Annotated in this window: 17 protein-coding genes and 1 riboswitch; of the genes, 8 read left to right on the top strand and 9 right to left on the bottom strand. The window is 67.4% G+C overall.

The window, feature by feature from the left end; all coding sequences use genetic code 11:
- Nucleotides 1-158: 158 nt before the first annotated feature.
- The 5 genes from ABD289_RS13780 to ABD289_RS13760 all read right to left on the bottom strand — a co-directional run bounded on the left by ABD289_RS13780 (nucleotide 159) and on the right by ABD289_RS13760 (nucleotide 6,009).
- The gene (locus tag ABD289_RS13780; protein WP_344131291.1) at nucleotides 159-1,013 is read right to left on the bottom strand and encodes an ABC transporter permease family protein; all 855 of its coding nucleotides are present in this window, start codon (nucleotides 1,011-1,013) and stop codon (nucleotides 159-161) included.
- Entirely contained in the window at nucleotides 1,013-2,017 is a 1,005-nt protein-coding gene (locus ABD289_RS13775) for an ABC transporter ATP-binding protein (protein WP_344131288.1), read from the bottom strand. Before ABD289_RS13775 ends, ABD289_RS13780 begins: the two co-directional genes overlap by 1 nt.
- Nucleotides 2,018-2,159: 142 nt before the next feature.
- Nucleotides 2,160-2,693 carry a hypothetical protein gene (locus tag ABD289_RS13770; RefSeq protein ID WP_344131285.1) on the bottom strand — a complete coding sequence of 178 codons (534 nt, stop codon included), beginning with the start codon at nucleotides 2,691-2,693 and terminating at the stop codon, nucleotides 2,160-2,162.
- 473 nt (nucleotides 2,694-3,166) lie between these two features.
- Nucleotides 3,167-4,282, bottom strand: a complete 1,116-nt coding sequence (gene ald / locus ABD289_RS13765) for an alanine dehydrogenase (RefSeq protein ID WP_344131281.1) — start codon at nucleotides 4,280-4,282, stop codon at nucleotides 3,167-3,169.
- A 164-nt stretch (nucleotides 4,283-4,446) separates the two neighbouring features.
- Nucleotides 4,447-6,009, bottom strand: coding sequence for a helix-turn-helix domain-containing protein (locus tag ABD289_RS13760; protein ID WP_344132049.1), 1,563 nt, complete (start codon nucleotides 6,007-6,009; stop codon nucleotides 4,447-4,449).
- A gap of 113 nt (nucleotides 6,010-6,122) precedes the next feature.
- Nucleotides 6,123-6,217: riboswitch (glycine riboswitch) on the top strand.
- A 163-nt stretch (nucleotides 6,218-6,380) separates the two neighbouring features.
- Between ABD289_RS13760 and gcvH the strand changes: the two genes are divergently transcribed.
- Complete coding sequence (gene gcvH / locus ABD289_RS13755) at nucleotides 6,381-6,755, top strand: glycine cleavage system protein GcvH (RefSeq protein WP_344131278.1); 375 nt, start codon at nucleotides 6,381-6,383, stop codon at nucleotides 6,753-6,755.
- A 171-nt stretch (nucleotides 6,756-6,926) separates the two neighbouring features.
- Here gcvH and ABD289_RS13750 read toward each other — a convergent pair whose 3' ends face one another.
- The 4 genes from ABD289_RS13750 to ABD289_RS13735 all read right to left on the bottom strand — a co-directional run bounded on the left by ABD289_RS13750 (nucleotide 6,927) and on the right by ABD289_RS13735 (nucleotide 9,478).
- A complete protein-coding gene (locus ABD289_RS13750; protein ID WP_344131275.1) occupies nucleotides 6,927-7,250 on the bottom strand; it encodes a DUF202 domain-containing protein in 324 nt (107 codons plus the stop codon).
- A 3-nt stretch (nucleotides 7,251-7,253) separates the two neighbouring features.
- Nucleotides 7,254-7,646, bottom strand: coding sequence for a YidH family protein (locus ABD289_RS13745; RefSeq protein ID WP_344131272.1), 393 nt, complete (start codon nucleotides 7,644-7,646; stop codon nucleotides 7,254-7,256).
- Nucleotides 7,647-7,781: 135 nt separating this feature from the next.
- The gene (locus ABD289_RS13740; protein ID WP_344131269.1) at nucleotides 7,782-8,189 is read right to left on the bottom strand and encodes an SSI family serine proteinase inhibitor; all 408 of its coding nucleotides are present in this window, start codon (nucleotides 8,187-8,189) and stop codon (nucleotides 7,782-7,784) included.
- A gap of 569 nt (nucleotides 8,190-8,758) precedes the next feature.
- Nucleotides 8,759-9,478, bottom strand: coding sequence for a MerR family transcriptional regulator (locus tag ABD289_RS13735; RefSeq protein ID WP_344131266.1), 720 nt, complete (start codon nucleotides 9,476-9,478; stop codon nucleotides 8,759-8,761).
- A gap of 272 nt (nucleotides 9,479-9,750) precedes the next feature.
- Here ABD289_RS13735 and ABD289_RS13730 point away from each other — a divergent pair, with 272 nt between their 5' ends.
- The 7 genes from ABD289_RS13730 (at nucleotide 9,751) to ABD289_RS13700 (ending at nucleotide 18,489) form a co-directional block, all read left to right on the top strand.
- The gene (locus ABD289_RS13730) at nucleotides 9,751-10,875 is read left to right on the top strand and encodes a CaiB/BaiF CoA transferase family protein (RefSeq protein ID WP_344131263.1); all 1,125 of its coding nucleotides are present in this window, start codon (nucleotides 9,751-9,753) and stop codon (nucleotides 10,873-10,875) included.
- A 103-nt stretch (nucleotides 10,876-10,978) separates the two neighbouring features.
- Nucleotides 10,979-12,121 carry an acyl-CoA dehydrogenase family protein gene (locus ABD289_RS13725; protein WP_344131260.1) on the top strand — a complete coding sequence of 381 codons (1,143 nt, stop codon included), beginning with the start codon at nucleotides 10,979-10,981 and terminating at the stop codon, nucleotides 12,119-12,121.
- A gap of 51 nt (nucleotides 12,122-12,172) precedes the next feature.
- Nucleotides 12,173-13,336: an alkaline phosphatase family protein gene (locus tag ABD289_RS13720; protein WP_344131257.1), complete on the top strand. Its 1,164-nt coding sequence runs from the start codon at nucleotides 12,173-12,175 to the stop codon at nucleotides 13,334-13,336.
- A gap of 5 nt (nucleotides 13,337-13,341) precedes the next feature.
- Nucleotides 13,342-14,184 (top strand): oxygenase MpaB family protein, encoded by an 843-nt coding sequence (locus ABD289_RS13715; protein ID WP_344131254.1) that lies wholly within the window; start codon nucleotides 13,342-13,344, stop codon nucleotides 14,182-14,184.
- Nucleotides 14,185-14,429: 245 nt separating this feature from the next.
- Entirely contained in the window at nucleotides 14,430-15,920 is a 1,491-nt protein-coding gene (locus ABD289_RS13710) for an FAD-linked oxidase C-terminal domain-containing protein (protein ID WP_344131251.1), read from the top strand.
- Nucleotides 15,920-17,173 (top strand): FAD-binding oxidoreductase, encoded by a 1,254-nt coding sequence (locus ABD289_RS13705; RefSeq protein ID WP_344131248.1) that lies wholly within the window; start codon nucleotides 15,920-15,922, stop codon nucleotides 17,171-17,173. The genes ABD289_RS13710 and ABD289_RS13705 overlap by 1 nt, the downstream gene beginning before the upstream one ends.
- Entirely contained in the window at nucleotides 17,173-18,489 is a 1,317-nt protein-coding gene (locus ABD289_RS13700; RefSeq protein WP_344131245.1) for a (Fe-S)-binding protein, read from the top strand. Before ABD289_RS13705 ends, ABD289_RS13700 begins: the two co-directional genes overlap by 1 nt.
- Nucleotides 18,490-18,654 lie beyond the last annotated feature (165 nt).

Raw genomic sequence — 18,654 nt, 5'->3', positions numbered from 1 at the left:
CCCGGTGCGGCGATCTTCCCCGACGCGACTACGCCGTCCGCGTTCTTCGGTTCCCCTCACCCGCGGCCGATCAGCTGGGAGGTGCGCATGGGGACCTTCCGCTCATCTCCTGCCCTCGCAGGTGGCGGCATGATGGAAGGAAGGTTCCCTTGCGCAGCTCACGCGACGTCGCGCCGCCGCCCCACGAACCAGGCCCCGGCCACGAAGGCAGCGGCGTAGCCGAGGAACGTCAGCAGGCTCAGCCACCACGGGTGGTTGTAGGTGCCGCCGAAGAACAGGTGCAGGAGTTCGAACGCTCCGCGCGGGGTGTTGGGCTCGTTCGGTCCCGCGACCGCGGAGACGAACAGCGGTACCGCGAGGTTCGAGACGATGCCGTTCCCGGCAGCGCCCGGCAGGTACGGGGCGACACCGGCGAGGCTGGTTTCCATCAGGCTGATCGAGACGGTGAACTCGATGACGAACTTGTAGACCAGCGGTGCGATCACGGCCAGGACCACGTTGGTCACCAGTGCGCCGAAACCGACTCCGAGCAGCGCCCACAGCAGCATGGACAGCACGCCCGCGCCGCCGACGCTGAGCCAGTCGTCGATGCTGCCGAAGTTGGTCATGTCCGGACCTGATCCGAGCAACGCGCCGAGGCTGGCGAACAGCACGTTGGCCAGCCCGTAGACGAGTCCGATCGTCGCGCAAGTGATCAACTTGGCTGCCAGCACCGAGCCGCGCGGGTTCGCTGTCAGGTAGGTGGCGGTGATGGTGCTGTGGCGGAATTCCCCCGCGAAGGACATCGCGCCGAACAGCAGCGCGAAGATCGTCCCGAAGTTCGTCGACAGGGAGACCGCCAGCAGGCCCAGCGGCAGCGAGGTCTGGAACTGCTCGACAACATCGATGATCCCCACGAACGCGGTACCCAGCCAGCCCGCGCAGAACCCGAGAACGACGACGGGGATCAGCATCGCCCACCACAGGTTCGTGCTGAAGATCTTGCGGAACTCCGCCCTGACCAGCCCCAACATCACAGACCTCCACTGCTCGTCGGGCCGTGCTGTCCCGGTGGCGGGAGTGGTTGTTGCCCCGGGCCGACCGGCGGTACCCAAGCCCCGTGGGGCTGAGCGCCGCTGTACTGACCGTGGGTCAGCTGGAAGAACAGGTGTTCCAGGTCGATGCGCTCGTCCTGAACCCCGTAGAGCGCGATCCCGCGCGCGGCGGCGAGGTCGGCCACGGTTTGCGAATCCGTCCCGAGCACGGCCAGCCGCCCGTCCGGCAGGTATTCCACGCCGAACCCGGCATCCTGCGCCTCGACCGTCAGCTGTTGCGGGTCAGGGGTCTGCACCAGGGTTCGCGAGCTCTGCTCGGCGCGAAGCTCGTCGAGGTAGCCGTCGTAGACGTTGCAGCCGTGGCTGACGATGACCAGCCGATCCACGGTGTGCTCGATCTCGCGCAAGAAGTGGCTCGACATCAACACCGTTCGCCCGCTTGCCGCGAAGGCCTTGAGGAACTCCCGCAGCCACGCGATGCCCTCGGGGTCCAGCCCGTTGGCTGGCTCATCGAGAACCAGGATCTGCGGATCGCCCATCAGGGCGGTGGCCAGTGCGAGGCGCTGTCGCATGCCGAGGGAGAACGAACCGACCTTGCGGTTGGCAGCGATCTTGAGGCCGACCAGGTCGAGGGCCCGCTCGGCCTGCTCGTCGGGCACGTTCATCGCCGCGGCATAGCAGCGCAAGTGATGGTGAGCGGTGCGACTGGGGTGGAAGCCGTGCGCGTCGAGCACGGCGCCGACCACTCCGGCCGGGTTCGACAGCTCGGCGAACGGCAACCCGTTGATGGTCGCTGTGCCCGAGGTCGGCTGGATCAGCCCGAGGATCATGCGCAGGGCGGTCGTCTTGCCCGCCCCGTTCGGGCCGAGGAAACCGGTCACCATGCCGGGGTGCGCTGTGAAGCTCAGGTTCTGCACTGCAGGGAGCTGGCCGAAGCTCTTGCTCAGCCCTTGCACGTGGATCCGGCCGCTGCCGTCGTGCACACGCTCCTCCAGTTCACCCTCGCCGATCGGTGCGCGGCCGGGCCGAGGGCCCGGCCCGCTGGAACCATCCTGCACGACCGACGTGGATGCTCAGACGACGCGTGGTGGGATCGCCGAGCGGAGGGTGTTGTGCGCACTGCGCTCAGTGGAGGCTGACCACCGCTGCCCGGTAGATCTTGGTGTGATCGGTCTCCAACTGTCCGGACAGCTGAGTCGGAGGCTGCTGCGGCGCGGTTGTGAGGTTCGGCCGCGTGAACTCGCCGGTGTCCCAGTCGCTTGGCCCGGGGCCGGTGGCGGCCACGATCGGTTCCGGAATCACCGATACGTCCGATGCCTCGCTGAGGTGCTTGGCGATCGGCTCGCTCTCGTGCGCCTCGGTGGAATCATCGCCGGAACGACCGCGTTCGTCGTCCCGATGGGCGATCAGGTGCTGGTGGGCCGTCTGCCACACCGTGCACGGCCAGGGGTTGCTGCGCGTGGTTCCCGTGCACGTGGGGCAGCGACCGTCGTCATCCGGCTGGTGTTCGTCGAGCAGAAACAGCAGCCCTTCGGAGAGCCGGTGCAGCTCTGAACGGGCAATCGGTAACAGCGATTCCGGATCGTCTTCTTTGCCCACCAATCGATCGAGTCGGTCGAGTCGATCGAGAACAGCCTTGCGAAGTGCCGTGTCCGTCATGCTTTCTCCCACCCGTCGGCGAACGTTTCGCATGCGGCGTTATTGCCGGTGGAGAAGTCCGGGCGCGGCGCCCTGGCCTTACTCCAACGGGTGACATCGGCAGCTGAGGTTCACGCCTGCACGGGCACCCGAGCAGACTCACCCCATCGAGTGGTTATCGATTCGGCTGGAAATTGGCACCGAAGGGCGGGCTTGCGTCGTCGGCAAACCGGCGATCGTGTCCTACACTTGAGTGTGGCGGCCTGCTCCCGGTGACCCCCAGGCTGGTTGAGCGGGCCGCCCCTATTCGTCCCTATTCTGCGCTTCTCGCTATTTTGGCGCCTGCTCTGAAACGCATTCTGTGAAGAACCGGCCGATTCATTCGACCACGCGGCAGGAATTCACCGCGCGCCATCGGCCGGATGGCCGGGCGAACGATGAGATGAGGAGGGGAACCTTCCTGTCATCTGCCAGGAAGGTTCCCCTCCTCGAGATCAGCCCAGCACGGAGCTCAGCTCGACGCTGCTGCGTCCGTGCGCCTCGGCCACGGCCTGGTTGACCAGCTTTCCTTCGTGGGTGTTGAGCCCACCGGCCAGCGCCGCGTCCGTCTTGCACGCCTGCTGCCAACCGGCTTCGGCGATGCGCAGCACGTACGGCAAGGTCACGTTGGTCAGCGCGTGCGTGGAGGTGTTGGGCACCGCGCCCGGCATGTTCGCCACGCAGTAGAACACCGAGTTGTGCACCCGGTAGGTCGGTTCGTCGTGCGTGGTGGGGCGCGAATCGGCGAAGCATCCGCCCTGGTCGATGGCGATGTCGACCAGCACGCTGCCCGGCTTCATCTCCGAGACCAGGTGGTTGGACACCAGCTTCGGCGCCTTCGCGCCCGGGATCAGCACGGCGCCGATCACCAGATCGGCGGCACGCACCGACTGCTCCACCGCGTAGCGGTTGGAGGTGATCGTGCGGATCTGTCCGTGGAAGTCCCGGTCGATCTCGCGCAGCTTGTCCACGTTGGTGTCCAGCAGCTCGACATCGGCGCCCATGCCCAGCGCGACCCGCGCCGCGTTGAGCCCGGCGACCCCGCCGCCGATCACCACAACGCGCGCCGGGTGGACACCCGGGACACCTCCCGGCAGCACTCCGCGTCCGCCGCTGGGCCGCATCAACGAGTGCGCGCCCTCCAGCGGTGCCAAGCGCCCGGCGACTTCGCTCATCGGCGCCAGCAGCGGCAGCCCACCGTCGGCGGTTTGCACGGTCTCGTAGGCGATACCGGTGACGCCGGAGTCCAACATGGCGTCGGTGAGCTCAGCCGAAGCCGCCAGGTGCAGATATGTGAACAACACCTGGTCGCGCCGCATGCGCGGGTACTCTTCGGCGATCGGCTCCTTGACCTTGAGCACCAGTTCACCCTCGGCCCACACATCCGCGGCGGAGGGCAGCACCTTGGCGCCCGCAGCCAGGTAGTCCTCATCGGGAATGGACGAGCCGCTGCCCGCACCGGTCTCGACGAACACCTCGTGACCGCGGTCGGTGAGTTCGTGCGCACCAGCCGGAGTGATCGCGACCCGGTACTCGTTGTTCTTGATTTCGCGAGGTACTGCGATCTTCACCGTGGGGTCCTTTCGTTGCTGTTACGGACAACGATCGGCCCAGTCGCGCCCCGGCGCATCATTCCCATGAGATGAGATTGAACGGCGCCGTTTGTGCTCCGAGAACAACTCCGCTTGATGTCGCACAGCCGAGGGGCCCGCAAGTGACAGGAAGGTTCCCCTGCTCACGCGTGCTGCGCCCACTGCTCGGCCAGCAGTTGCATCAGCAGCGCCGACCGCACATCCGGATCGTCCAGGTCGATCTCGACCAGCTGGCCGATCCGCTTCATGCGATAGCGGAAGGTGTTCGGGTGCACCCGAAGCTCTCGGCCGGCTCGCCGCGGGTCCCCGGGATGGCGAAGCCACGCGTGCAGGGTCGCCAAGTAGTCGGTTCCCTGAGCGCGGTCGTGCTCGCGCAACCGCGGCAACGGCCCGAGCGCACCCACGCCCGCATCGGTGGCAGCGCCCGCCATCCGGCTGAGCGCCAACAGGTGCCACACGTCCTCGTAGACCGCCACGCGTTGCTGCAGGTGACCCGCGCGCAACAGCCCGATCAGCTCATCGGCCTGCGCCCGCGACCGCGGCACATCGGCGACCCCCACCGCAGTTCCCACGGCGATCAGCGGCTGCGGTGTGGCCTCGTGCGACATGAGGGCCTCGCGCAGCTCGGGCCAGCCGCCACCGCGTGCTCGGTCGGGGACCAGCGCGTAAAGCACCGTCCCGATCTCGGTGACCAGCGGTCGTCGCCCGATGCCGCGGGTGATCCATTCCCACAACGCCAGTCGCTGTCCCTCGGCGGGCTCGCCGGAGTCGGGAACCTCGATGGCGATGACCCGGTGCTCCTCGTTGGGTACCGCGAGCTCGTTGGCCGCCGCTCGCCAGCCCTCGCCGCCGTCGACCAGCAGCCGCACCTGTTCGGCCGAGCGTCGCCGCGCCACGTCCGCCACGGCACGCCAGCGCAGCAGCTGCAGGGCCACCAGTGGCGCGGTATCGGCGAAGGCCGAGGAGCGCTCGTCGGATACCGGGCCCGGGACCACCGCCCACATCGAGCCGAGCAGCTCGCCACCCATCCGGATGGGTACCACCAGCCGCGGCAGCGTTCCGTCCTGCTGAGCCGGCACGAAGATCGCAGAATTGCCCTTGCTGAGCTGCCGAAACGTCCCGCGGGAGCGAAACTTCGCCAGCACGTCGTCGGGCTGGCGGCGGCCCATGATCGTCGAGATGCGCGCCGGATCCGTCAGGTCCTGACGCGCCGAATGGGCCAACAACTGGGAATGCGCGTCCTCGATCGTCACCGGCGCATCCACCACGTCGGCGACCGCATCGGCCAGACGGAACAGATCGGCCACGCCCACATCGGCGCCGCGCTCGGATGGCTGACCAACACCGGTGCCGGCCATCGCCGCTCGGATCAGCCACACCAGCTGGGCCCACGCTGTGCCCGTACGGACCTCGACCAGCCCGACGCCCGCGGTCTTCGCGGCCTCGGCGACTACCTCATCGGTTCCCGCCGGCGGTTTCAGCAGTACTGCTGCGGCTCCCAGCTCGCTGCAGCGCTGCACCAGCGCCACCGCGTCCTGCCGCTCACCGATGGCAACGCCCAGCACCAGGTCGCCCTCGGCGGCGGTGACCGGCTCGTCGGGTTCGGCGATGACCACGTCCCCCACGCAGACGGAGGGTTCCCCGGCGATCACGGTGCGCAGCAGGGTGGGGCCGACTCGTTCGACCAGTGCCCCGACGTCGAGCATCACCGGTCCTCCCCACGACCTGTGCCTTTGCTTGGCACTGTTAGGCAGGTCATTGACAGCTGCACTGGCCCGTTTATCGTTGCTGAGCACATCGACAATCGCATACCGGCCATCGACCCCGTGCGGGAGAGCCTCTGCCACTTGGCAGGGCGCCGAAGGAGCAAATCTCCCCAGCAAACTCTCAGGCACCCATGACCGTTCGGGGAAGGCAACTCTGGAAAGCGCTCGTCAACGTCGACGCGCCACCCACGGTGCAAGTCGCGTGCCCTCGGCCGCGGTGAAGCTCTCAGGTCCCGCAACAGAGGGGGAGGCCCAGCCAAATCCCGGGGCGCGTCGAACGTGCCCCCTGCAACGCTATGGAGCCTCCCGCTATGTCGACGCTGCCCACCAACCTGTCCTACACCGAAGAGCACGAGTGGATCGAGGACCGCGGCGAGGTTTCGCGCGTGGGCATCACCCAGCACGCCGCCGACGCGCTCGGCGACATCGTGTTCGTGCAGCTGCCGGAGGTCGGCGAGCAGATCGAGGCCGGTCAGACATGCGGTGAGCTGGAATCCACCAAGTCCGTCAGTGACCTGTTCGCGCCGGTCACCGGTGAGGTCGTGGCCATCAACGAGGCGGTCGAGGAGGACCCGTCGGTGGTCAACTCCGACCCGTACGACAAGGGCTGGCTGCTGGAGGTGCGGGTGACCTCCACCGGCGCCACGCTCACGGCCCAGCAGTACTCGGAGTTCATCAACGAGTAGACCCACGCGGCTCAGCCGGGGACGAGGCGCGATCAATGGCGATCAGCGTCATCGACCCGATTTGGGCGTCCGAGCGGGGCACCGGTCCGCGGCTCCCCGGCCGTGGCCGTCGCGGAGTGCGCAAGCCGGTGACCTGAGGAAGGTAACCTTCCTGTCATCGGCCCCGCCGGTTCAGAACAGTACGTAGACGATTCCGGTCGCTCCGACCAGCATCGCCAAGGCCGTCGCCGCTGCGGGCAACGCCCCGCCCGGCAGTGGCGCGCTCGCGCGAAGCCTGTGGTCGCTGAACCGGTGCCTGCGCCACATCAACCAGCCCACGATCCCGCTCACGGGCAGCGTCACCAGCGTGCAGGCGACGGCAGCTGTCGCGCTGTGGTGAGCGATCAAGCGCAGCAGCACCAGCAGGCTGGCGGTGAAGGCGAGAATGGTGCGCAACCAGGCCAGGGTGGTGCGCTCGATCTGCAGGCCGGGATCCCACGGGTGCGTGCGGGGCATCGTCTAGACCGAACTCACGAACAGCAGGACGCAGGCGACGACGCCCACGATGGCGAGCCCGTAGCCGAGCACCGGCGCGAGTTTCGGCGCCGGAAGCGGGCGGCTGCACCGCAGGGCACGTTCAGCCGCCATCCACCGCGTGAAAGCCGTTGCGCTGCACAGCACTCCGGCGAGCAACAGGCTGACGGCCAGCACGGTGCGGATGGTGCTGGGGTGATCCGCGACCGCGTTGAGCGCTTCGATGCCGACTCCGGCGGCCATCAGCGCCAGCGCGGTGCGGATCCAAGCCAGGAAGGTGCGCTCGTTGGCGAGGGTGAACCGGGGATCTGGCTCGTCGCCCTCGTCGTAGACGCGGCGCGGCCGGCGCGCGGAACCTTGATCACCATCGGTTGCCATGGCTTAACCGTAACCGGTGGCGGTTCGGGTCTGAGCGATGTATTCCCGGGTCACGGTGTGTGGCGACGCTAGTGCGTGCCGCGATGGCGTGGGTGCGCGACGCGGAAGTTCCTGCGATCCGCGAGCGAGTCCGGACTAGAAGTCGAAAACTCCTGCGGTGGCATTGGCGGCGACGCAGGCGTTGGAGAAGGTCTCGGAGTACTCCACCGGCTTGCCCGCGAAGAAGCCGGTAGCTCGCACGGTCGCCGGTGCGTAGATGAGCGGGCACATCCCGTCGTCGCCTTCGATGGCGTCGATGTCGCCCTCGGCGTTGGCGATGGCGTCGCACGCCGCTTCCGGATCGGGATGGCTGCCGGTGTTCAGTCCGCAGGCCAGGAGTGCGGTGCGGAACGTCTTCGTGGCGTGGTCGTGAATCGTGAGATTGACCAGGCCGAGCCGCTCTGCTGGCTGGTTGCCCTCGGCCAGCGCGATCGGGGCCGGGATCGCGCACGCGATGGCGGCCCCGGTGAGAAGAGCGGTCCCGAACAGCTTTGGTGAAACCATTTCGAACCTCCGGGTTGACGGGTCCTCAGTGGACTCTTCGTCATTTGCCTATCGCTCTGCGTCCCGGCTCGCCGGGCGGGTCGCGGGGAACACCGGAACGTGGTTCACCCATTAAGGGATTTATCACACGAGGTGATCAAAACGGGCAAAAGCGGCCGATCGCGAATCGTTCGGTCGGGGCTGCGGAACCGCGCCGGGATCCTGTCGCAGGAATGCAGCGTCACTTGTTGAGCATCGGAAGATGTGACGGGAGGAAGCCTGCCGGTTCGGGCGCGGAGGTGACAGGAAGGTTCCCTTGCGCAGGTGGCAGAGTCTGCCGCCCCTGGGGAGATATTTCAGTTCGCGCTTTGCGTGGCGGTGCGGGTGGCGGAACCTCGGACGCCGCCGGGCTGCGGGATCTTCGATATGCAAATGCGCAGCGCTGCTGCTGTACTCGTCCGACGACGTCCGAGAACCCGCCACGGCGCGGGCTGAGTCCCACGCTTGAGGCAGCGGCTACCGCAGCGTGCTGAACAACCCCTACGGTTGCCGACGGCCGCCTGACCGACAGCGGCCCTTCGTCCACCAGGTCATCGCACGTGTGTCCGGATGACATCGTTGACCGCGCGCTGGAACCCGTTCACCAGCACCTGAATCGTCAGCGGTCGCAGCTGGTCGGTCGCCGCGCGCACCCTTTCGCGCTCGTCCTCGGGTCGGCCGTGCTCCATGTAGGGGCGCAGGACGTTGGTGGCGAACAGCTCGCGAAGCTCAGTGGCGATCTGCCCGGTGTGCTGCTCGACGATGTTCTTGGCCTGCACCAGCATTTCCAGCGGCAGCCCGAGGTTCAGGATCTGCAGCCCCACGCCCAGCATCGCCGGGCTGGGTAGTCGCAGGTCGTCGGAATCCGCGATCCGCTCCAGGATGCCCAGCTCCACCAGCTGCTCGATGAGGTCGTCGTCGAGGTGTTGCCCGGCGCGACGATCGAGTTCGTGGCGGTCGAGGTCCTCGACGTGTTCGTCCGTCCACGGAGCGATCAAAGCGCGCTGCAAGGCCAGTTCGTCGGGGGAGGCGTCCTCGGGCAGCCGCTGAAGGTGACGTTCGATCGCCTGCAGGGTGAAACCGAGGGTCTGCATCTCCCGGATCAGTTCCAACCGCGCCAAGTGCTCAGCACCGTAGAGGCCCAAGCGGCCGCGCAGGCGCGGCGCGGGCAGCAGGCCGCGCGACGAGTAGAACCGCACGGTGCGCACGGTCACTCCTGCGCGGGTGGCCAGTTCGTCGATGGTGAGCTCTTCGTCCGCAGTTCGGAGCATGCCTGCCAGGTTACTCCCTGGTCGTTGTAACACCAACGGTGTCACGTAGCCGATGTCGATTGCGTTCCGCGCTGAGCGCGCCGCAGACGTCCTTTGGTGTTGGACGCCTGCCGGCGTCCGGTGGCTTCGACGGTTTCACGGTTGACGTCTGTGACACCAACTGTGTAACACTAAGCGCGTCGTAATGCTTGTGTTGCGCGACACAGCTTCGAACGAGAATCCGGCGCCGCCCATCAACCGAGGGCACAGCCGTTCAAAGGGGAAGTGGTGTGATGTCTCAGGGCGGACCGCTGGCTGGTCTCAAAGTCGTCGAGCTGGCCGGGCTGGGGCCGGCGCCGTTCTGCGCGATGCTGCTGGCCGACCTGGGGGCTGACGTGGTCCGGGTCGATCGGCCGAACGCCCCGGCGGGGCAGGACTTGCTCAACCGGGGCAAACGGTCAGTGCAGGTCGACCTCAAGCACGAACAGGGGGCCGGCGCTGTGCTCGCGCTCGTCGAGCAGGCGGATGTACTGCTGGAAGGCCTGCGACCCGGAGTCACCGAAAAGCTCGGGGTCGGCCCCGAGGACTGCTGGAAGGTCAATCCGGCGCTCGTCTACGGCCGCATGACCGGCTGGGGACAGGACGGTCCGTTGTCCTCGGCATCCGGTCATGACATCGGCTACATCTCGTTGACCGGCATGTTGCACGCCATCGGTCGCCAAGGCGGGCCTCCGCAGGTGCCCGCCAACCTGCTCGGAGACTTCGGCGGCGGTGCGATGTATCTGGCCGTGGGCGTGCTCGCCGCCATGCTGGAAGCGCGCACCAGCGGACGAGGTCAGGTCGTCGATGCGGCCATCGTCGACGGAACCACGCATCTCGGCGCGATGCTGTTCGGGTTCTTGTCCTCCGGAGGATGGAGCACCGAGCGCGGCACGAACCTCCTGGACACCGGCGCTCCGTACTACGACGTCTACGAGACCGCGGACGGTGAATACGTCTCCGTGGGAGCGCTGGAACCCAAGTTCTACGCCGAGCTCGTCGACAAGCTCGGCATCGCCGAACAGCTTCCCGACCGGGACGACGAGGGCAGTTGGCCCAAGCTGCGCGAGATCTTCACCGAGACCTTCAAGCAGCGCACCCGGGACGAATGGGCCGAGCACTTCGCCGACTCGGACGCCTGCGTCGCGCCCGTGCTGTCGATGACCGAAGCCGAACAGCATCCGCACATCGCCGCCCGGGAAACGCTGGTCCGTCGCGATGGTGCTTTGCAGCCCGCCCCTGCTCCTCGCTTCAGCCGCACCGCCAATCCGCCACCGGGGGCGATCGCCCAGCCCGGCGCGCACACCGAGCAGGTGTTGCGGGAATGGGGGATTTCGCTGGAGTTCCTGGATTCCGGAGCGATGCGTGCTGCGCAATGACAGAAAAGCTCCCAAGCTCGCAGTCGAGCTGATCGAGCCGAGAGTGACAGGAAGGGTCCCTTCCTCGCCCCGCCCGCAGCTATCCCGGAAGGAAGCGTGACCGATGCGCAGGGAAATGTTCGAACCCGAACACGAAGCGTTCCGAGAGACCGTTCGGACCTTCGTCAGCAAGGAGCTGCAGCCGCACGCGGCCGAATGGGAGGCCGCTGGTCAGGTCAGTCGGCAAGCTTGGCGCGCTGCGGGTGAGCAAGGGTTGCTCGGTTTCGCCGTCGACGAGGCCTACGGCGGCGGGGGAGTGGACGACTTCCGGTTCAACGTGGTCTTCAACGAGGAACTCGTGGCGGGCGGCAGCTCGGGATTCGGATCCCCGCTGCACAACGACATCGTCGCGCCGTATTTGATGAAGCTCGCCAACGAGGAGCAGAAGCAACGCTGGTTGCCGGGGTTCTGCTCTGGCGAAACCATCACCGCCATCGCCATGACCGAGCCTGGTGCGGGCAGCGACCTGCAGGGCATCCGCACCACCGCTGTCCGCGACGGCGACCACTACGTGCTCAACGGGCAGAAGACCTTCATCTCCAACGGCATCATGTCCGACCTGGTGATCGTGGTCGCGCGAACGGATCCCGATGCCGGGCACCAGGGAATCAGCCTGCTCGTGGTCGAGCGCGGAATGGAGGGCTTCGAGCGCGGCCGGAACCTCGACAAGATCGGGCAGAAGGCCCAGGACACGGCTGAGTTGTTCTTCAACGACGTGCGCGTTCCCGCCGAGAACCTCCTCGGCGAGGAGGGCCAGGGGTTCATCTACCTGATGCAGAACCTGCCGCAGGAGCGGTTGTCGATCGCGGTGGCCTCGGCGGCGACCGCGGAGAAGGTCCTCGACCTCACCAAGGACTACTGCCGCGAGCGCACCGCGTTCGGTCGTCCGATCGGCAAGTTCCAGAACACGCGCTTCGAACTGGCCGAGATGGCAACCGAGGTCGAGATCGGGCGGGTCTTCACGGACCGTTGCGTGCAGGACCACGTGCGCGGTGAACTGGACATCGAGCACGCCGCGATGGCCAAGTGGTGGCTCAGTGAACTCAACAAGCGCGTGGTGGATCGCTGCCTGCAGCTGCACGGAGGGTTCGGTTACATGACCGAGTACCCGGTCGCCAAGGCGTTCCTGGACTCCCGCGTCCAGACGATCTACGGCGGCACCACCGAGATCATGAAGGAGATCATCGGCCGCTCCATGGGATTCTGACGAGTGCGCGGGCGCGCACTGGTGCGCCCGCATCGCGAGGAGGCTGGTTGCGTGGACTGGATCGTCGCTCCGGATCGTGATGGCCGCGCGTTGTGCGATGTCGTGCCGTCGATGCTGGCCGCGCTGGGCGTCAGCGGGTTCAGCGACACGGTCGGCCTGCCTCCTTGCCGCACGGGCGCGGTGCTGCTCGTTGATGGCCTCGGCGAGCAGCTGCTGCGCGAGCACCCCGCCGACGCGCCGTTCCTGGCGAGCCTGCCCAGCTCCGCGCCGTTGACGGCGGGCTTTCCGACCACCACCGTCACCAGCTTGACCTCGTTGGGCACCGGACGTTGTGCTGGTGAGCACGGCATGGTCGGCACTTCGTTCGCCGAGCCCAGCGGAAGCCTGCTGCACCCCTTGCGGTGGAGCACGCACGGAACCCGAGCCGATGCCGCGGGCGATCGGCGCAGCCTGCTCGAGGAATGGCCACCCGAACAGGTTCAACCCGTGCCGACAGTCCTGGAGACCGCTGCGGCGGCGGGCGTCGATGTTCGCACCGCTTTGCCCGCGCAGTTCCAGGGCACCGGATTCACCCGGGCCTCGATGCGCGGTGGGGCGTTCCGCGAGGTGCGGGAGTTCGGTGATCTGGCCGGCGAGCTGATCGACGCGGCCAGGGCCGACAGGACCACGTTCTGCTACGGCTATCACGGCGGTTTGGACATGCTCGGGCACATCTACGGCCCGGGGTCCGCGCGATGGCGGTTGCAGCTGGCTCAGATCGATCGCCTGGTGCAGCTGATCGTCGAGAACCTGCCGCCCGGCGCGGTGCTGGCGGTCGTCGCCGACCACGGCATGGTTTCCCCCGACCAGTCCGAGGTGTTCGACGCCGATACCGACCGCGTGCTGCAGGACGGTGTCCAACTGCTCGGTGGTGAGGCGCGCGTGCGCCACGTCTACACCGAGCCCGGCGCCCGCGACGCAGTGATGTCGGCTTGGCGGGAGACCATCGGCGCGAACGGGATCGTGCTCACCGGTGAACAGGCCATCGATGAGGGTTGGTTCGGACCGGTGGTCACCGAAGCCGCGCGGCAACGCATCGGTGACGTGCTGGCGATCATGCGAAGAGGCTGCGTGGTTCGCACCCTGGCCGAGCCGGGTGAATCGGCGATGCGCGGCCACCACGGGTCATTGACGGCAGCGGAGCAGTTGATCCCGATGCTGGTCGCAGGTGGTTGATCGCCATGGGTGACCCGGGGCTGTTCGGGCCGAGCACGGTCACCTGGCACCTGCACGCCGACCCGACGATGTGGATCGCCGGGATCACGAGCCTGTTCCTGCAGTCGTTGCACCCGCGCGCTGTGGCGGCCGTCGTGCAGAACTCGCGCTTCCAGCAGGATCCGGTGGGAAGGCTGCTGCGCACCAGCAGATTCGTGGCCGTGAGCACCTACGGCACCACCGAAGAGGTCGAATCCGCGGCCGCGAAGGTTCGCAAGGTCCACCGGACGTTGTGCGCGCACGACCGGCGCAGCGGCGAGCCGATCCGCCTCGACGATCCGGAGCTGCTGCTGTGGGTGCACTGCGCCGAGGTCGCTTCCTTCGCCTCGGTTGTGCGCAACGCGGGTTTTCCGCTCAGCGACGAGGCTCATGATCGCTACTTCGACGAGCAACGGCGTTCGGCCGCGCTGGTCGGCATCGATCCCGATCGTGTTCCCGGATCGCGGCGCGAAATGACCGAATACTTTCAGCGGGTGCGTCCCGAGCTGGCGCGAACCGGGGATTCCGAGTTGGTGGTGAGGTTCCTGCACCGGCCGTTCAGGGACTGGCGGCTGCAACCGGTGAACCTCGCCTACCAGCCGCTCGGGCGGCTGGCCTACGCGCAGCTGCCGGGTTGGGCGAGGACATTGCACGGCCGATCCGGCCTGCCGCAGCCGGTGGCCGAGGCCGGTTTGCGCGGCTTCCGGTGCTTTGGCCGAGCGGTGCCGGACCGCGTTCGCTACCGCTGGCCCAGCGGGTACGTGCCGCGGGCCGTTGAGCGGTTGGGCATGCAGGCATACCCCTCGCTGACGCGACTTCCGGCGCTGTAGCGGCGGGAAGGGAACCGTCCTCGCAGTTGCACGACTAGGGGTGCTGCGGAAGGGAACCAACCTGTCAGGTACGAGCCGGATGCCCGGTGGCTTCGCAGGTCGTCGGCAAGCGTGCGCAGCGGCACAATCGAGGCGAGCAGGAGCTCCTTCTTGTCGAACTCTTGTATCTATGTTGTGAACAACCTAGGATTTTCACCTGTGGAACCACTTTTTCGTAAAGTGGAAGTTCTCTCGGGAGGTTGACGATGCCGTCGACGAGTGCCGAGCCCGAAGGCCGGGTGCTGCCGGCTGCGGTGGTGCGGGAGTTCCAGGCGGCCCTGCCGGACGGTGCCCTGATCACCGATCCACAGCGGCTGCGGACCTACGAGTGCGACGGTCTGGCCAGCTACCGGGTCGTGCCGGCCGCAGTAGTGCTGCCCGAAACGGCCGAGCAGATTCAGAAGGTGGTCAAGGCCTGCGCCGCCCACGACATCCCGTTCGTGGCGCGGGGCTCCGGAACCGGGCTCTCGGGAGGGGCGCTACCGCACTCCTCGGGAGTGCTCGTGGTGACCTCGAAGATGCGTCGCATCCTCGAGATCGATACGGCCAACGAGCGGGCGGTCGTTGAACCCGGCGTGATCAACCTGGATGTCACGAAAGCCGCCGCGCCGCAGGGCTACTACTTCGCTCCGGACCCGTCCAGCCAGCAGGTCTGCTCGGTCGGCGGCAACGTCGCGGAGAACTCCGGTGGTGCGCACTGCTTGAAGTACGGCTTCACCACCAACCACATTCTCGGGCTGGAAGTCGTCACGCCGGATGGTGATCTGATCGAGCTCGGCTCCACGGCGCGCGAGGCTCCGGGATATGACCTGTTGGGGACCTTCATCGGCAGCGAAGGGACCTTGGGGATCGTCACCAAGATCACCGTGCGGCTGCTGCGCAAACCCGAATCCGTGCAGACGCTCCTGGCTGGCTTCCCCTCTACCGACGAGGCAGGCGGGGCCGTTTCAGCGATCATCGCCGACGGGGTCACACCCGCTGCGATCGAGATGATGGACGCACTGTCCATCGAAGCGGCCGAACAGGCGGTGCAGTGCGGCTACCCGGACGGCGCGGGGGCCGTGCTGGTCGTCGAACTCGATGGCCCGGCCGCCGAAGTGGAACACACCTTCGCCGAGGTCGAACGTCATTGCCGCGCGCACGGCGCCTTCGAGATCCGGGTGGCCGCCGACGACCACGAACGGGCCATGATCTGGAAAGGTCGCAAATCCGCGTTCGCCGCCGTCGGGCGAATCAGCCCGGACTACATCGTTCAGGACGGCGTCATCCCCCGCACCGCATTGCCCGAGGTGCTCGGCCGCATCGCGCGGTTGTCGGCTGAGAGCGGCGTGCGAGTGGCCAACGTCTTCCACGCGGGTGACGGCAACCTGCACCCGCTGGTGCTGTTCGACGACGCCGAACCCGGCGCGGGCGAACGCGCGGAGGAGGTGTCCGGAGCCATCCTGGACCTGTGCATCGAGCACGGCGGATCCATCACCGGTGAGCACGGGGTCGGCGCGGACAAGATCAAGTACATGGGCCGCATGTTCACCGCCGAGGACCTCGACACCATGCAACGCGTGCGCTGCGCGTTCGACCCGGTCGGGATCTGCAATCCCGGCAAGGTGTTCCCAACGCCGCGGCTGTGCGGGGAAGTTCCCGGGCGCCGCAAGGGCGTGCATCCACTGACCGAAGCGGGATTGGCGGAGCAGTTCTGATGCCGACGAAGACCACGGACGCCGCGCACGACGCACTGGTGGCCGCGCTAGGTGCCGACCGGGTGCGGCAGGCCACCGGGGCCGACGAGATCTGCGGTGTGCGCCCGACATGGGTTGCCGCCGTCGACGGCACCGAGCAGGCCGCCGCCGCGATGAAGGTCGCCGCAGAGCACGACCTACGGGTCGTGCCCAAAGGTTCGGGAAGCAAACTCGATTGGGGAGCCCCACCGCGGGCGGTCGACCTGGTGCTGGATCTCTCGCCGGCCAACCGCGTCATCGAGCACGCCGCGGGTGATCTCGTCGTGCGAGCGTCGGCCGGTACCCCCATCGCCGACATCAACGCTGTGGTGAGCGAGAGCGGGCAGCAACTCGCCATCGACCAGTCCCTGCCTTCGGCCACCGTCGGAGGCGTCGTCGCCACCGCGACCTCCGGTCCCTGCAGGCACTTGTTCGGGGGTGTGCGTGATCTGCTGATCGGCATCACCGTGGTCCTGGCCGACGGCACGGTGACCACCTCCGGCGGCAAGGTCGTCAAGAACGTCGCGGGCTACGACCTCGGCAAGATGTACACCGGCTCGTTCGGCACGCTCGGCGTCATCACCGAAGCCGTGTTCCGGCTGCACCCCGTGGCCGTGGAACACCGATGGATCTCGATCGCCTGCGACACCCCGGCCGAGGCTGTGGCCGCTGCCGACACCGTCCGCGCTTCCCAAGCCATGCCCACTGCCGTCGAGATCGATCGTGCTGAGTCGAGCGTGCCCCTGACGGTGTGCGCGCAACTGGAAGGGCGTCCTTCTGTCACTCAGGAACGCGCGCAGGTGCTGGCCGCAGCCGTCGGTGACAAGGCCGAAGTGCTCGAAGAGCCACCGTCGTGGTGGGGCAGGCAGGCCTTCGAACCCGATGGCATCGGACTGCGCGTCGGCGCCGAGCCGGCAGCAATGCGACACCTGCTCGAGTCCATCGCCGAGAGCGCTGGAGACCTGGCGGTCTCGGTGCGCGGCGCGGTCGGACTGGGGGTGCTGCACCTGGGCATCCCAGCGGAGGCCGACCCCAGCGAGGTCGCCGGCTTCACTCGGCGACTGCGCGACCGCGCCGGGTACGTGGTGGTGGAACGGGCACCGCGTGCCGTGCTCGATGCCGTCGATCCGTGGGGGCCGATCGCGCCGGGAGTGCAGACGCTCATGCGGCGTAGCAAGGACCAGTTCGATCCGCAGCACCGACTGTCCCCCGGTCGGTTCGTGGGAGGAATCTGATGGCCGAGACCTCTGCCGGGCAAGGCGCGTTCGACGCGTTTCACCCGCCACAACGTGAACTCATCGACGATTGCGTCCACTGCGGATTCTGCCTGCCCAGCTGTCCCACCTACGAGCTGTGGGGCGAGGAGATGGACTCGCCGCGCGGCCGCATCTACCTGATGCAGGAGGGGCTGGAAGGCGAACCGCTCACCGGCAACGTGGTCGAGCACTTCGACGCTTGCCTGGGTTGCATGGCCTGCGTGAGTTCGTGCCCCTCCGGTGTGCAGTACGGGACGTTGATCTCCGAGACGCGTGCCCAGGTGGAGCGCAATCACAAGCGTGGTCGTTGGGAAAAGTTCATGCGCACGATGATCTTTACCCTGTTCCCGTATCCCAATCGGTTGCGGGCCATGCGCGGCCCGCTGGCCCTATACCAGAAGTCCCGGTTGAGCAGGTTGCTCAACCGCAGCGGCCTGATGTCCAAACTTCCGGCGGGGCTGCAGGTTATGGAATCGCTCGCGCCGCCGATCGACCGCGCGGAAAAGCTCCCTTCGCGCGTGCGGGCACGAGGGGAGAAGCGGGCAACCGTCGGTTTGATCACCGGCTGCGTGCAGTCGGCGTTCTTCCCCGATGTCAACGCCGCAACCGCCCGGATCCTGTCGGCCGAAGGCTGCGACTTGGTGATTCCGCCCGGGCAGGGGTGTTGCGGCGCGCTCAGCGAACACTCGGGACGGGAAGAGGAGGCCATCGGCTTCGCCCGGAAACTCCTCGACACGTTCGAAGCGTCCGATGTGGACTACGTGGTGATCAATTCCGCCGGGTGCGGATCCACGCTCAAGGAGTATCCGCGTCTGCTGCAGGACGACCCCGCGTACAAGGCCAAGGCCGAGAAGTTCTCCGAGCGGGTGCGCGACGTCTCCGAGTTGCTCACCGAGCTCGGACCGGTGGCCGAGCGGCACCCGGTCCCGGTGCACATCGCCTACCACGATGCCTGCCACCTGGCCCATGGGCAGGGCATCCGCAGTCAGCCTCGCGAGCTGCTGCGCGGCATCCCCGGCTTGCAGCTCAGCGAGATCAACCGTGCCGAGCTCTGCTGTGGTTCCGCCGGTGTCTACAACCTGTTGCAACCCGAACCGGCGCGCGAGCTCGGCGACCGCAAGGCCGAGAACGTGCTGGCCACAGGCTCGCAGTTGCTGGTTACAGCGAACCCGGGCTGCTCCATGCAGATCCGCACCGCACTCGAGCGGCGCGGTGAGCAGCTGGCTATGGCGCACACCGTGCAGGTGCTGGATGCCTCCATCCGCGGTCTCGGTGCGGAGCCGCTGCTGCGCTGAGGAATGCGTGAGGAAGGCGGGGTCGTGCGGACGGCCCCGCCTTTTCGGTTCGAGGTGCCCGTGGAGCAGGGGAACCTTTCTGTCAGGTCAGGGTTGCTCTTGCAGGAAGGTTCCCATCCTCGTCATCCCGGTTTCATGCGGCTGCGGTGCAGCAGACATTGACTG

This window comes from Saccharopolyspora halophila (assembly GCF_039531955.1).
GTDB lineage: Bacteria > Actinomycetota > Actinomycetes > Mycobacteriales > Pseudonocardiaceae > Saccharopolyspora > Saccharopolyspora halophila.
Note: the sequence above shows the minus strand (reverse complement) of the source record. Positions and strands in the feature narration are given on the sequence as shown.